Genomic DNA, 14666 nt, shown 5'->3' on the forward strand with positions numbered 1-14666 from the left:
CTGAGTGGGGGCATTCCATGAACAACCGCAGTTTCACCCAATTGATCGAATTTGAAATCGAACCACGCCAACAACCTGCGCTGGTGACCGCACTATCGAGGCAAACCGAGCGTCTGGCTCAGCGCTACGAGGGTTTTGTCAGCGCCAGTGTGCAGGCCAGCGATGACGGCCGGCGCGTGCTGAGTTTTCTCCAATGGCAGTCCCGCGAGGCGGGAGAGGCGGCATTTCGCAGCTTTGAGAGCGGCGAGCAGGATTTCTGGCAACTGATTCATACCCATCAGGCGAAAACCATCACCTTCAATTCGTTCCAGGTGCTGAGCAGCATCGCCCGCAGCCACGACGATGCGCTGCACTGCCACCTGGTGGGCTAGATCGACAGCTGGATCAAGCGTTCGCCTTGCAGGTTTTCCGTGAGTCGCCGCTTGTTTACCGCCAGTTCGCCGATTTTGATCAAACGCGTGCGGGTGACGTTGCGGCTCAGACCGAGCAGTGCTGCGGTGTGCACCTGGTTGTAATGGCAAAAGCGATACGCTGCGCGCAGCAGGGCGTCTTCGACTTTCTCGTGCAAAGCGCCGGCCTGTTGCGCGAAGAGTTTTTGAAAGGCCTGTTCCAGCAACGCTTCCGGTGAATCATCGGCGCTGTTGTGATGATCGTCCGGGCGATCGATGCGCAGGTTTGACAGGCGCAAATCATCGCGTTCGATCACGCCGTTGCGGCAGATCAGCAGGGTGTGATGGATGACGTTTTCCAGTTCGCGAATATTGCCCGGCCAACTGTAAGCGCGCAGCTTGTGCTCGGCGCCGGGGCTGATACTCACGCGTCCATAACCGAGGCGCTGACTGTAGGCTTCGATGAAATGGCGCGTGAGCGGGAGGATATCGCCGGGACGCTCGCGCAGTGGGCTCAGCTCCAGATTGACCACGTTGAGGCGGTAATACAGATCCTCGCGGAAATGGCCGGCGTTGATGGCTTTTTCCAGCTGCACGTTGGTCGCCGCCAGAACTCGTACATCAATAGGAATGCTTTTGCGCGAGCCCAGTCGCACCACTTCGCGCTCCTGCAAAACCCGCAATAACTTCACCTGAATCGCCATCGGCAGATCGCCGATCTCATCGAGAAATAACGTGCCGCCGTCCGCCTCCTCGAACCAGCCGGCCTTGGCGCTCAGTGCGCCGGTGAACGCACCTTTTTCATGACCGAACAATTCCGCCTCTACCAGCGATTCGGAAAACGCCCCGCAATTGACCGCAATAAACGGCCGATGACGGCGATTGCTGAGGTTATGAATATGCCGCGCCACCAGCTCTTTGCCAGTCCCGGTTTCGCCGATGATCAGCACACTCGCTTCACTCGGCGCGACTTGTTGCAAATGCGCGAGCAGGGCCTGGGACTTCGGGTCTTCGAATACCTGCGCGGTGGCGCGGATCGACGTGGCGAGCGCGGGAGAGGGCGGTAGGGTCAGCAGTTGCATGGGCTCGTCCTTCTTTTTAGTTCAAATGCAGGCAGGTCAGGAATAAAAGGTCGGCACCGGCAGCGACTGATTCAGCGCCCAGTCGCCCAACTCATGGAGTTTGTAATCCAGCGGGTCGTGCAGGGTTTGCGTGCGAAGATTGCGCCAGTGACGGTCGAGGCGCAGGGACGCGTGGGTTGAGCGCGCGCCGGTCACTTCGAACAGACGACTGCAAATATCGAGACCCTGGCGGCTGGCGGCGACTTTTGCCGTGGCAATCGCGGTGGCGACATGGCCGCGCTCTTCGGCACTGAGATTTGCGCCTTTGGCCCAGGCCTCATCGAGCAATGCCGCCGCGCGTTCGACCAACAGGCGAATGCCTTCCAGCGCTACCCAGAACTCGCCGTAATGCGCGAGCACGTAGGGATCTTCGCGCACATCGCGGGCCGTGGATTTATGCCAGAGCCGGGTTTCACTGAGGGTGTACTGCCGCGCCTCTGCGAAAGCGCCTTCGGCAATCCCGAGAAACATATGCGTGAACGTCAGTTGCGCGATCAATGGACGCAAGCAGGCGAACGGCGTGCTCAGCGGACCGGGATCGAGGAGCAGTTCCGACTCTTCGACGCGCACCCGTTCAAACGTGGCGCTGCCGCTGTCGGTCTGACGCTGGCCGATGTTGTTCCAGTCGTTGTGCAGGGTGATGCCGCTACGTCCGCTAGGAATCGCCGCGATCAGCAACTTGCCGCCAGCACTTTCATCGACCGCCGAAGCGATCAGCATTTGTGAATCGCTGGCGCCGGAACAGAAACTTTTCTTCCCGGAAAATTCGCGCCAGCCGCCGAGATCCTTGACCACGGTGCGGGTGTCGAGCGGGTTGAGCGCATTGCCCCAGAACCAGTTCTGCCGCGCGGTCTGTTCGAACCACGGCTGCCATTGTTCCGGCCGCGAGAACAGGCGCACGGTGGCGAGCATCAAGTGATGAAAGCCGAACACGTGGGCGAGCGAACTGTCGACCTTGGCGAACTCGCGAACGACTTGCAGGGTTTCGCTCCAGCTCGCGCCGAGGCCGCCGTAGCGGGTCGGAATACTCAAGGCCAGCAGGCCGCTGTCGCGCAGGGCATCGCGCTCGACTTTCGGCGTGCCACCACGTTCATCACGCTCGACGGCGGTCAGGGCAAACTCGGCGGCCAGTTGGCGGGCGGTCTGCAGCGGGGATAACAAAGTACTTTGCGGTTTGGCGGTCACACCAACACTCCTGAATTCAATCAGCCGGGGTTCGGTTTACGCCGAGGCTTTTGTGGGCAACACATCATTGGCAATCATTTCGCCAAACGGCCCGGTCAGATTGGTCACACCACGCCCGGCCAGACTGGCGTAAGGCTCGGGCAGCAGCGGGAACACCAACTCGGCAAAGCGGTAAGCCTCTTCCAGATGCGGGTAACCGGAAAAGATGAAACTCTCGATGCCCAGATCCGCGTATTCCTTGATCCGCGCCGCCACTTGCTGCGGATCGCCGACCAGCGCCGTCCCGGCACCGCCGCGCACCAGACCGACACCGGCCCACAGGTTGGGGGCGATTTCGAGGTTGTCGCGACGGCCATCGTGCAACGCTGCCATGCGCCGCTGGCCTTCGGAGTCGAAGCGCGAGAAGGATTTCTGCGCCGCCTCAATGGTCTCGTCGCTGATGTGTTCGATCAGTTTGTCCGCGGCTTTCCAGGCTTCTTCGGCGGTCTCGCGCACGATCACATGCAAGCGAATACCGAACTTCACCTGGCGGCCATGCCGCGCCGCTCGTTCGCGCACATCGGCGAGTTTTTCCGCGACCGCGGCGGGTGGTTCGCCCCAGGTCAGATAGACATCGACCTGTTCGGCGGCCAGATCATGCGCGGCATCGGAGGAGCCGCCGAAGTACAACGGCGGATAAGGTTTTTGCACCGGCGGATACAGCGCTTTGGCGTTCTGCACCTTCAAATGTTTGCCGTCGAAATCCACCGCCTCGCCTTGCAACACGCGACGCCAGATCTTCAGGAATTCATCGGTGACTTCATAGCGCTCGGCGTGGCTGAGGAAACTGCCGTCGCCACGGTTTTCATCCGGATCGCCGCCGGTCACCACGTTGATCAACAAGCGGCCGTTGGACAGCCGATCAAGCGTCGCAGCCATGCGCGCCGAGACTGTCGGCGAGATGATCCCCGGACGGATCGCCACCAGATAACGCAGGCGCTCGGTCAACGGCACCAGTGCCGAGGCGATCACCCACGAGTCTTCGCAGGAGCGCCCGGTGGGAATCAGCACGCCGTGGTAGCCGAGACTGTCAGCGGCCTGCGCCACCTGTTTCAGATAATTGAGAGTGACCGGGCGCGCACCTTGGGTGGTGCCCAGATAGTGGCCATCACCGTGGGTCGGCAGGAACCAGAAAACATCCATGAACGACTCCTCAGGCGATTTTCAGCAACGGTTTGATTTGTGTGGCGAACAGCGGCGCGGCGCGTTCGGCGGCCAGACGGATGCGCGCCTTCAACAGTTCGCTGGTGATCTGGTAATCGGCGAAGTCGGCTTCGGTGGCGTACACACCGATCGGCAAGGTCATGGCCTGGAAGAAGCTGAACAGCGGCCGCAGTTGATGATCAAGGACCAGCGCATGGCGTTCGCTGCCGCCGGTAGCGGCGAGTAGCACCGGCGTGTCGATCAGGGCGTTGAGGTCGATCAGGTCGAACAGATGCTTGAGCAGACCCGGGTAGGAACCGCGATAAACCGGCGCGGCAACGATCAGCAGATCGGCCTGCTCAATGGCCTGCAACTCGGCTTCAACCTCGGCACTGAGTTCCTGACGCGACAGTGCGCCGCCGAGCGGGCGAGCGATATCACCGAGTTCGATCAAATGGCTTTCGATGTTCAAGTGCCCGGCCAGTTCGGCGAGCAAGGCTTGGGTCAGCACCAAGGTACGGGACGGACGCCAGGTGCCGCCGGAGAGGGCGACGACTTTCAGGGGACGCGACATGATCAGTTCCTTTTTCAACAGTTGCTCAGCGAGCAGTGAATGAGTCACCGGGTCTGAGCAAGCGCTGTACCAATTCCTGCAAGCCCCGGTTTACAAGGCGTGGAGCGTTAGCGTGGCGGTCGTCCCTGTGAATAGCAGGGCGCTTTGTTGAATCGGTGTTGGCTGAGCAACAGTTGCTGGAGCAACAGTGCTCAGCGCATGGATGGAGTTATAAAGGCAGTTTGTTATTCCGTAAAAGAACGTTAATTGATATTTATAGATCTTTAGGAGATATGCGGCGGTTTGTGTCGAATTCCTGATAGCCACTATTGAAAGCGTTGATTTCTGCGTGAGCGTGCCCGGGCGTAGCCTTTGTCCCTCGACTCCCCATTGCTCGCCAGGACGCTCCCATGAATCGTTTACTGACTGTTTCCCTGTTGCTCGCTGTCACCGTACTCGCCGGTTGTGCCGGACACGTATCGCCGGAACTGCGCCCTTACACCGATGAAGAATCTCGCGAATTGGCGATGGAAGCACTGAATCGCAGCGGCTTGTCTTTCGATGAATACCACGCGAAAAAAGCCCAACTGCTCGGTCAGTCGCAGTTCGACAAGAAAGCTGAAATGAGTGCCGAACGTGCCGTACAGCTGCACGGTCGTCCTAGCTGAAAACAAACTGTACTGCTGGAAGTTTTACCCAACTGTCCGTGGGCTTGCCGAGCGGCGTGGGGTAGGGTCAACACCTGAATGACCCTGATGGATTGCCTGCCATGACCCTCTCGCTTGACCTGCTGTTGGGCTTTGCCCTGTTTGCCCTTGTCACCTCGATTACACCTGGACCGAACAACACCATGTTGCTGGCATCGGGGGTGAATTTCGGCTTTAACCGCACCATCCCGCATATGCTCGGGATTACTTGCGGTTTCTTCGTTCTGGTCGTGGCCGTGGGCTTTGGCCTTGGCGCGGTGTTCCAGACCTATCCGATTCTTTACACGGTTCTGCGCTATGTCGGCGCGGCATATCTGCTGTATCTGGCGTGGAAAATCGCTCACTCGGGACCTGTCGGTGACAGTGCCGAAGGCGAGGCGAAGCCGATCAGCTACCTCGGCGCGGCTGCGTTTCAGTGGGTCAATCCCAAGGCGTGGATCATGGCCATCGGCGCCATTAGCACCTACACACCGATGCAGGGCTATTTCACCAATGTCGTGGTGATTGCTGCGGTGTTTGCCATCATCAACCTGCCGAGTGTCGGCGTCTGGGCGGCCTGCGGTACGTTGTTGCGCAATGTGCTGAAGGATCCGCGCTGGTTGCGCGTGTTCAACTGGGGCATGGCGGCGCTGTTGGTGATTTCGCTGTACCCGTTATTTCTCGAAAGCTTTAGCTGACGCATCGCTTCAACCGCAGGCCGGATGCCTGTTAAGCTCGGCTTCAGGAGCGTTCCTACGCACTTTGAATGAAGTTGTTCTTCTTTAACGGCATCCGATCAGGTATTGATGACGCTCTCGAACCGACGCGCAGCTCACAAGGCTGCGCCGTACCGTTTGCAGACACGAGCCTCCTGATCCCGGAACACGCTCTGCGAGTCTTTTATGAACACACGTCCGTTGTATTTCGACTACGCCGCCACCACCCCGGTCGACGAGCGGGTCATCCAGGTGATGATCGAGTGTCTGGGGTTTCACGGTAACTTTGGTAACCCGGCTTCCAGCTCCCACGCGTTCGGCCAGCAGGCCCGGCACACGGTCGAGCAGGCCCGCCGCCAGGTTGCCGATCTGGTCGGCGCCAATGCCGAACAGATTGTCTGGACCTCCGGTGCCACCGAGTCCAATAACCTCGCCCTCAAAGGCGTGGCGCAGGCGCGCAGGGTGTCCGGCGGCCACATCATTACCAGTCAGATCGAACACAAAGCCATCCTCGATACCGCCCGCCAATTGCAGGACGCCGGCATCGCCGTGACTTATCTGGTGCCGGACGCCGATGGCCTGATCACGCCGCAAGCGGTCAGTGAAGCCATGCGCGACGACACCTTTCTGGTGTCACTGATGTTGGTCAACAACGAACTGGGCACCGTCAATGATGTTCAAGCGATTGGCGAAGTGGTGCGCAGTCGTGAGGCGTTGTTCCATGTTGATGCGGCACAGGGCGCCGGCAAAGTGATCATCGATCTGGCGCAGTGGCCGGTGGATTTGATGTCGTTTTCGGCGCACAAACTTTACGGCCCCAAAGGCATCGGCGCGCTGTATGTCGGCCCACGGGCGCAGCAGCGTTTGCAGGCGCAGATTCACGGCGGCGGACATGAAGGTGGCTTGCGCTCCGGAACCTTGGCGACGCACCAGATTGCCGGGATGGGCGCAGCATTTGCCTTGGCCGCCGAGGCATTCGATGCCGAGAAAAAAACCATCGTCGCACTGCGTGAACGCCTGCTCGAACAACTGCTGAGCCTGCCGGGCGTGCGCCTGAATGGTTGTGCCACTCAGCGCATTCCGCACACCTTGAGCCTGACCTTCAGCGAAGGCGAATTCAACAGCGCGGCGTTGAGTCATTTGATCGCCTTTTCCGCGACCTCGGCCTGCAACTCGGCCAGTAATACGCCATCTCACGTGCTGTTGGCGCTGGGGCATGACGCGCATCTGGCCGGTCGCACCATTCGGCTGAGCCTCGGCCGTTTCACCACCGCCGAAGATATCGACAAAGCCGTTCAACTGATCAAGACCGCCTGCGCCAGTGCTCCGGCATTCTGGGCGACAGGAATTTAAACAAGCCGACCTCACGGCTACGAACAATAACGATGAAGTGATTAGCAGGAGACATGATGAGTACCCAGACCTCGACCGAAGGATCGGTGCCCCAGCGCCTGGCGCACACCCGCGAACTGATGCGCCGCGAAGGCATTCACGCACTGCTGGTGCCATCCGCCGACCCGCATTTGTCGGAATATCTGCCGGGTTACTGGCAGGGCCGGCAGTGGTTGTCGGGTTTCCATGGTTCGGTCGGGACGTTGATCGTCACCACTGATTTCGCCGGCGTCTGGGCCGACAGCCGTTATTGGGAGCAAGCGAGCAAGGAACTCAAGGGCAGCGGCATCGAACTGGTGAAACTGCAACCGGGTCAGCCGAGCCCGCTTGACTGGCTCGCCGAGCAGACACCGGAAGGTGGTGTAGTTGCGGTCGACGGTGCGGTGATGGCCGTGGCCTCGGCGCGTACCCTGAGCAGCAAGCTTGAAGCACGCGGTGCACGTCTGCGTACCGACATCGATCTGTTGCAGGAAGTCTGGAGCGATCGCCCGAGCCTGCCGAATGCCCCGATCTATCAGCATCTGCCACCGCAAGCGACCGTCAGCCGTGGCGAGAAACTCGCCAAACTGCGCGAAACCTTGCAGGAGCGCGGGGCGGACTGGCATTTCATCGCCACCCTCGACGACATTGCCTGGCTGTTCAACCTGCGCGGCGGCGATGTGTCGTTCAACCCGGTGTTTGTATCGTTTGCCTTGATCGATCAGCAGCAGGCCACGTTGTTCGTGGCGCTGAGCAAGGTTGATGCTCAATTGCGCGCCTTGCTGGAGCAGGACGGCGTGACGCTGCGCGATTACCGCGAAGTCGCAGATGCCCTGCGTGCCGTGCCGAGTGGCGCGAGCCTGCTGGTTGACCCGGCGCGAGTGACCAGCGGTTTGCTGGATAACCTCGACAGCGGTGTGAAGCTGGTCGAAGGCTTGAACCCGACCACGTTGGCCAAGTCGCAGAAAAGTGAAGCCGATGCTCAGCACATCCGCCAAGCGATGGAGCAGGACGGTGCGGCGCTGTGCGAATTCTTCGCCTGGCTGGAATCGGCCTGGGGCCGCGAACGCATTACCGAACTGACCATCGACGAAAAGCTCACCGCTGCCCGCGAACGTCGTCCGGATTATGTCTCGCTGAGTTTCAACACCATTGCTGCGTTTAACGCCAATGGCGCGATGCCGCATTACCACGCGACTGAAGAAGAACACGCGGTCATTGAGGGTGATGGCTTGCTGCTGATCGACTCGGGCGGTCAATACCTGGGCGGCACCACGGACATCACGCGGATGGTGCCGGTCGGTACGCCGACCGAAGAGCAGAAGCGCGATTGCACGCGCGTGTTGAAAGGCGTGATTGCGCTGTCGCGTGCGCAGTTCCCGAAAGGCATTCTCTCGCCGCTGCTCGACGCCATTGCCCGCGCGCCGATCTGGGCCGACAGTGTGGATTACGGTCACGGTACGGGTCATGGCGTTGGCTATTTCCTCAACGTTCATGAAGGCCCGCAAGTGATTGCGTATCAGGCCGCGCCTGCACCGCAAACGGCCATGCAGCCGGGGATGATCACTTCGATCGAGCCGGGCACTTACCGTCCGGGTCGTTGGGGCGTGCGCATCGAGAACCTGGCGATGAACCGCGAGGCGGGCAGCAGCGAATTCGGTGAATTCCTCAAGTTTGAAACCTTGACACTGTGCCCGATCGACACGCGTTGCCTGCTGCCGGCCCTGCTGTCGGAAGAAGATAAACAGTGGTTTAACGACTACCACGCGCAAGTGCGTGAGCGCTTGAGTCCTTTGCTTGAGGGTGCTGCGCTGGAATGGCTGAACACCCGCACTGCGGCCATCTGATCCGTTGCAATTCAGGCGCTGTTATCAGCGCCTGAATGATCGCTTAGCCTTGGCGCAAGGACTCCTCAACGAAGTCGAGCCGATCCTGGCCGAAGAACAGTTGATTGCCGATGAACATACTGGGTGCCCCGAACACGCCGCGTTTAACTGCGGTTTCGGTGTTGTCCTTGAGCTTTGTTTTGACGGATTCGTCATTGGTCAGCGCTAACACTTCCTGCGGATCGAAGCCGTGTTGGCTCAGCACGGTGGCGACGGTAGCGGGTTCGTCGAGGCTGCGTCCGTCAATCCATAGCGCTGTGAACAGGCAATCGATAAACGCCTGAAAGCGTTCTGGCTGACGCAACTGGATGCCGGTAACCGCACGCATCAACATCAGGGTGTTGATCGGGAAATGCGGATTGAATTTCAGCGGCACCCCGTAGCGTTTCGCGTAGCGGTCCAGATCCTCAAACATATACCGACCCTTCGCCGGAATCATCGCCGGTGACGCGTTGCCGGTTGCCTTGAATACACCACCGAGCAACATTGGAACGTAGATCAACTCACTGTTCGTCGCGGCGCAGATCTTTGGTAATTGGGTGTAGGCCAAGTAGGTGGCAGGGCTGCCGAGGTCGAAATAGAACTCCACGGTTTTCGTCATTATCGTTTCTCTCTATTTATTGTTATGGCGTGGGCTTACCAGCGTTCGTTCCAAGGGCGCAGATCCAGCTCGAACGTCCAGGCATCCCGTGGCTGACTGTGCAGATACCAGTAGTTCTCGGCGATGTGCTCGGGATTGAGGATGCCATCCTGATCTTTGGTGGCGTACTTCTCGGGGAAACTGTTGCGAATGAAATCGGTGTCGATTGCACCGTCGACTACTACGTGGGCGACGTGGATGTTCATCGGCCCCAGTTCCCGCGCCATGCTTTGCGCCAGTGCGCGGATGCCGTGTTTGGCACCGGCGAAAGCGGCGAATCCGGATGCGCCGCGAAGTCCGGCGGTGGCACCGGTGAAGAGAATCGTGCCGCGATTGCGCGTGACCATGCGTTTAGCCACTTCTCGGGCATTGAGGAAACCGGAGAAACAGGCCATCTCCCAGATCTTGAAATATTTGCGAGCGGTTTCCTCAAGGATGCTGCACGGCACATTGGCGCCGATATTGAACACAAAGGCTTCGATCGGACCGACGCGGGTTTCAATGTCTTCAATCAGCGCGATGACATCTTCTTCCTTGCGCGCATCGCAGGCAAAGCCATGAGCTTCGCCGCCTTCAGCCTTGATCGCGTCCACCAGCGGTTGCAATTTATCGGCGCTGCGCCGGGTGACGCAGGCGATGAAACCTTCTCTGGCAAAACGCTTGGCAATCGCTCCGCCCGTGGCATCGCCAGCGCCAACTACCAACACGACCTTCTTGTTATTCATGGGTGAGTCCCTTTATTAAACGATCGTTAAGTGAACGAACGTTATGCTAGGATCCAGGCAACGTCAAGGCAGTCGATTCGAGGGCAAACACATGCGTTACTCCGCCAGTCACAAGCTGGAAACCCGGGAAAAGCTACTGCAAAGCAGCGCGCTGTCAGCAAAGCGCTCCGGGTTTTCCACGGTGGGCGTGGATGGTTTGATGAAGGCTATCGGATTGAGTGGTGCGGCGTTCTACAGCCACTTCTCGTCCAAAGATGCGTTGTTCACCGCCATTGTCGAGCGCGAGTTGGGTCAAAGCCTTGAGCGATTGGGCGGCGAGGGCACGCAGGATCGTGAGCGACTGGAGCGCTGTCTCAAACACTATCTGAGCATGGCTCACGTAGAACAACCTGAGGCCGGTTGCGCGTTGCCGGCGCTGGGGGCAGAAATTGCCCGATCGGATGTGCAGGTGCGCGAACAGGCCGAGCTGTGGATTTGTCGCCTTCAGGCGCGTTGGGCGCAGATACTGGAAAGCGAGGCCCTGGCGTGGTCGGTATTGTCACAATGCGTCGGCGCATTGGTGGTGGCGCGCATGTTGGCTACGCCGGACGTTCAGCAAGCGGTGCTGAAGTCCAGTCAGGAAGAGATCGGCCGGCAGATTGCCGGGCAGCGCTGATCTATTTACAGATGACAATCATGCTGCGGCTGGTGTAGCCCGCAGGATTGAGACCGAACGGGTAGTCGCCGGGTTCTTCCACGGCGTCACCGGATTTGGCGATGACCTTGTAGCCTTTCGGCAAGCAGGCACTGGCGGCACTGGCGTAGCACTTGTCCCAGGAGGACGATAGCCCGGAGCAGTTGATGTGCAGCCCTTTTTTTCCGCGTTTTACCTGAGTTTCCGAAGTCGCCGCACAACCCGCAACAGCCAGTATGGCGATCAGTATCAAAATTCGTTTCATTACCGTCCTTATAGCGGCCACGAGTCTGACGCTCGGGTTTGCCTGTGTTCGCTTGCGCTTTAAGCGTTTTGAAATCCCTGTCCGAAAAAATCCATGTCTGGCATTGGGTTACGGGTCTAAACATGGCCTAAATGCGCGCCAATTGCCAGACCTTCGTAAAAACCTCTTTCAATCAGCCGCGATGGCGGGTTTCGCAGCGCTACCCATGGTCATGGTGGCGCCGACGGATGCCAGAATAATGCACAGGATCGCCATCCATTGTGACAGCGTGAGGAATTCATGCAGAAACAGAAGGCCCGATAACGCTCCGAAGGCCGGTTCGATACTCATCAATGTGCCGAAAGTGCGTGCCGGGAGGCGGGTGAGGGCGACCATCTCCAGTGTGTAGGGCAGGGCGGTGGACAGGATGGCGACGCCAATGGCAATCGGGATCAGCGAAGGGGTCAAAAGGGCTGCACCTGCATGCACGATGCCGATAGGGGCGACGAACAGTGCCGCGATCATTACCCCTAGCGCCGCAGTCGTCACACCGTTATCGGCCCCGGCCTTCTGACCGAACAGAATGTATAGCGCCCAGCAGATACCTGCTCCCAGTGCATACCCGGCGCCTACCAGATCGATTCCGGCGCTGGTTGCACCTGTTGGAATCAGCAACATCAAGCCGGCGGCGGCCAGGGCTATCCAGAGAAAGTCGATGGCACGGCGGGAGGCATAGATGGCTACGGCCAGTGGCCCGGTAAATTCGAGGGCGACGGCAATTCCCAATGGCACCGTGCGCAATGACATATAGAAGAGGAAGTTCATGCCGCCCAATGCCATGCCGTAGACGAGGACTGTGCGCAGTGATTTGGCGGTCAGCCTCGCACGCCATGGACGCAGTATTAGCAGCATGATCATGCTGGCGAAGATCAGGCGCAGCGTGGTGGTTCCCTGGGCGCCAACGATGGGGAACATGCTTTTGGCCAGAGAGGCGCCGGACTGGATCGACGCCATGGCTATTAATAGCAGGCCAACCGGGAACAGCATTGAGGCAAGGGAGCGTGGCTGGTCATTCATTACGTGGCATCGTCCAAGGTGAGAGCAAGGCTTTATTGTTGGTGTTGGGCAATATACTGCGCACTCAATCGAGTTGCGTCTATATAGAAGAGGCCTTTTTCAACTGATCGATAGAAAAGCACAATTAACAGTTGACGGCAGATTTCAGATGTCTATAATTCGCCCCACTTCCGGCGCAGTCGAAACGGAAAACTCCTTGAGAATCAATGAGTTATGTAGGTTTCGGCGGCAGGTTGCTTCAGTTAATCGAAGTCAAAAGGAAGTTGAAAAAGAGGTGTTGACAGCAGCGTGTAACGCTGTAGAATTCGCCTCCCGCTGACGAGAGATCGGAAGCGCAAGTGGTTGAAGTTGTTGAAGAAATCTTCGAAAACTTCTGAAAATAATCACTTGACAGCAAATGAGGCTGCTGTAGAATGCGCGCCTCGGTTGAGGCGAAAGATCTTAACCAACCGCTCTTTAACAACTGAATCAAGCAATTCGTGTGGGTGCTTGTGGAGTCAGACTGATAGTCAACAAGATTATCAGCATCACAAGTTACTCCGCGAGAAATCAAAGATGTAACCAACGATTGCTGAGCCAAGTTTAGGGTTTCTTAAAAACCCAAAGATGTTTGAACTGAAGAGTTTGATCATGGCTCAGATTGAACGCTGGCGGCAGGCCTAACACATGCAAGTCGAGCGGATGAGAGGAGCTTGCTCCTGGATTCAGCGGCGGACGGGTGAGTAATGCCTAGGAATCTGCCTGGTAGTGGGGGACAACGTTTCGAAAGGAACGCTAATACCGCATACGTCCTACGGGAGAAAGCAGGGGACCTTCGGGCCTTGCGCTATCAGATGAGCCTAGGTCGGATTAGCTAGTTGGTGAGGTAATGGCTCACCAAGGCGACGATCCGTAACTGGTCTGAGAGGATGATCAGTCACACTGGAACTGAGACACGGTCCAGACTCCTACGGGAGGCAGCAGTGGGGAATATTGGACAATGGGCGAAAGCCTGATCCAGCCATGCCGCGTGTGTGAAGAAGGTCTTCGGATTGTAAAGCACTTTAAGTTGGGAGGAAGGGTTGTAGATTAATACTCTGCAATTTTGACGTTACCGACAGAATAAGCACCGGCTAACTCTGTGCCAGCAGCCGCGGTAATACAGAGGGTGCAAGCGTTAATCGGAATTACTGGGCGTAAAGCGCGCGTAGGTGGTTCGTTAAGTTGGATGTGAAATCCCCGGGCTCAACCTGGGAACTGCATTCAAAACTGTCGAGCTAGAGTATGGTAGAGGGTGGTGGAATTTCCTGTGTAGCGGTGAAATGCGTAGATATAGGAAGGAACACCAGTGGCGAAGGCGACCACCTGGACTGATACTGACACTGAGGTGCGAAAGCGTGGGGAGCAAACAGGATTAGATACCCTGGTAGTCCACGCCGTAAACGATGTCAACTAGCCGTTGGGAGCCTTGAGCTCTTAGTGGCGCAGCTAACGCATTAAGTTGACCGCCTGGGGAGTACGGCCGCAAGGTTAAAACTCAAATGAATTGACGGGGGCCCGCACAAGCGGTGGAGCATGTGGTTTAATTCGAAGCAACGCGAAGAACCTTACCAGGCCTTGACATCCAATGAACTTTCCAGAGATGGATTGGTGCCTTCGGGAACATTGAGACAGGTGCTGCATGGCTGTCGTCAGCTCGTGTCGTGAGATGTTGGGTTAAGTCCCGTAACGAGCGCAACCCTTGTCCTTAGTTACCAGCACGTAATGGTGGGCACTCTAAGGAGACTGCCGGTGACAAACCGGAGGAAGGTGGGGATGACGTCAAGTCATCATGGCCCTTACGGCCTGGGCTACACACGTGCTACAATGGTCGGTACAAAGGGTTGCCAAGCCGCGAGGTGGAGCTAATCCCATAAAACCGATCGTAGTCCGGATCGCAGTCTGCAACTCGACTGCGTGAAGTCGGAATCGCTAGTAATCGTGAATCAGAATGTCACGGTGAATACGTTCCCGGGCCTTGTACACACCGCCCGTCACACCATGGGAGTGGGTTGCACCAGAAGTAGCTAGTCTAACCTTCGGGAGGACGGTTACCACGGTGTGATTCATGACTGGGGTGAAGTCGTAACAAGGTAGCCGTAGGGGAACCTGCGGCTGGATCACCTCCTTAATCGACGACATCAGCTGCTCCATAAGTTCCCACACGAATTGCTTGATTCATTGAAGAAGACGAAAGAAG

14 protein-coding genes and 1 rRNA gene are annotated in these 14666 nt (G+C 58.0%); 7 read left to right on the plus strand and 8 right to left on the minus strand.

What is annotated here, in order from left to right; translation table 11 throughout:
- Positions 1-17 precede the first annotated feature (17 nt).
- Positions 18-371 (plus strand): antibiotic biosynthesis monooxygenase, encoded by a 354-nt coding sequence (locus ACI514_RS04640; protein WP_034155173.1) that lies wholly within the window; start codon positions 18-20, stop codon positions 369-371.
- Here the strand turns inward: ACI514_RS04640 and ACI514_RS04645 are convergent.
- The 4 genes from ACI514_RS04645 to msuE are packed head-to-tail and all read right to left on the minus strand — an operon-like array spanning position 368 to position 4451.
- A complete protein-coding gene (locus ACI514_RS04645; protein ID WP_034155172.1) occupies positions 368-1471 on the minus strand; it encodes a sigma-54-dependent Fis family transcriptional regulator in 1104 nt (367 codons plus the stop codon). The two genes, ACI514_RS04640 and ACI514_RS04645, sit on opposite strands and share 4 nt — an antisense overlap.
- 36 nt (positions 1472-1507) lie before the next feature.
- Positions 1508-2695 carry an acyl-CoA dehydrogenase family protein gene (locus ACI514_RS04650; protein ID WP_405123160.1) on the minus strand — a complete coding sequence of 396 codons (1188 nt, stop codon included), beginning with the start codon at positions 2693-2695 and terminating at the stop codon, positions 1508-1510.
- A 36-nt stretch (positions 2696-2731) separates the two neighbouring features.
- Positions 2732-3877 carry an FMNH2-dependent alkanesulfonate monooxygenase gene (ssuD, locus tag ACI514_RS04655; protein WP_160058847.1) on the minus strand — a complete coding sequence of 382 codons (1146 nt, stop codon included), beginning with the start codon at positions 3875-3877 and terminating at the stop codon, positions 2732-2734.
- Positions 3878-3887: 10 nt separating this feature from the next.
- Positions 3888-4451: an FMN reductase gene (gene msuE / locus ACI514_RS04660; protein ID WP_405123161.1), complete on the minus strand. Its 564-nt coding sequence runs from the start codon at positions 4449-4451 to the stop codon at positions 3888-3890.
- Between the two features lie 389 nt (positions 4452-4840).
- On the opposite strand from msuE, the gene ACI514_RS04665 reads away from it, so the two are divergent.
- The 4 genes from ACI514_RS04665 (at position 4841) to ACI514_RS04680 (ending at position 9050) form a co-directional block, all read left to right on the plus strand.
- Positions 4841-5098 (plus strand): hypothetical protein, encoded by a 258-nt coding sequence (locus ACI514_RS04665; protein ID WP_405123162.1) that lies wholly within the window; start codon positions 4841-4843, stop codon positions 5096-5098.
- A 101-nt stretch (positions 5099-5199) separates the two neighbouring features.
- On the plus strand, positions 5200-5814 hold the full coding sequence (locus ACI514_RS04670) for a LysE family translocator (RefSeq protein WP_160058845.1): 615 nt from the start codon (positions 5200-5202) through the stop codon (positions 5812-5814).
- 204 nt (positions 5815-6018) lie between these two features.
- Complete coding sequence (locus ACI514_RS04675) at positions 6019-7185, plus strand: aminotransferase class V-fold PLP-dependent enzyme (protein WP_405123163.1); 1167 nt, start codon at positions 6019-6021, stop codon at positions 7183-7185.
- 56 nt (positions 7186-7241) lie between these two features.
- Positions 7242-9050 (plus strand): aminopeptidase P family protein, encoded by a 1809-nt coding sequence (locus ACI514_RS04680; protein WP_160058843.1) that lies wholly within the window; start codon positions 7242-7244, stop codon positions 9048-9050.
- Positions 9051-9093: 43 nt separating this feature from the next.
- Here the strand turns inward: ACI514_RS04680 and ACI514_RS04685 are convergent, their stop codons facing one another.
- Positions 9094-9690, minus strand: a complete 597-nt coding sequence (locus tag ACI514_RS04685; protein WP_160058842.1) for a 2-hydroxychromene-2-carboxylate isomerase — start codon at positions 9688-9690, stop codon at positions 9094-9096.
- Between the two features lie 35 nt (positions 9691-9725).
- Entirely contained in the window at positions 9726-10454 is a 729-nt protein-coding gene (locus ACI514_RS04690; RefSeq protein WP_160058841.1) for an SDR family oxidoreductase, read from the minus strand.
- 91 nt (positions 10455-10545) lie between these two features.
- On the opposite strand from ACI514_RS04690, the gene ACI514_RS04695 reads away from it, so the two are divergent.
- Positions 10546-11109, plus strand: a complete 564-nt coding sequence (locus ACI514_RS04695; protein ID WP_160058840.1) for a TetR/AcrR family transcriptional regulator — start codon at positions 10546-10548, stop codon at positions 11107-11109.
- Between the two features lies 1 nt (position 11110).
- On the opposite strand, the gene ACI514_RS04700 is transcribed toward ACI514_RS04695, so the two are convergent.
- Together ACI514_RS04700 and rhtA are read right to left on the minus strand one after the other, a co-directional pair.
- Positions 11111-11392 (minus strand): hypothetical protein, encoded by a 282-nt coding sequence (locus ACI514_RS04700; RefSeq protein ID WP_095120409.1) that lies wholly within the window; start codon positions 11390-11392, stop codon positions 11111-11113.
- Between the two features lie 168 nt (positions 11393-11560).
- A complete protein-coding gene (gene rhtA, locus ACI514_RS04705; protein WP_160058839.1) occupies positions 11561-12448 on the minus strand; it encodes a threonine/homoserine exporter RhtA in 888 nt (295 codons plus the stop codon).
- 612 nt (positions 12449-13060) lie between these two features.
- On the opposite strand from rhtA, the gene ACI514_RS04710 reads away from it, so the two are divergent.
- Positions 13061-14597, plus strand: a 16S ribosomal RNA gene (locus ACI514_RS04710).
- The last annotated feature ends 69 nt before the right edge of the window (positions 14598-14666 follow it).

Source organism: Pseudomonas sp. M20 (assembly GCF_045037865.1).
Taxonomy (GTDB): domain Bacteria; phylum Pseudomonadota; class Gammaproteobacteria; order Pseudomonadales; family Pseudomonadaceae; genus Aquipseudomonas.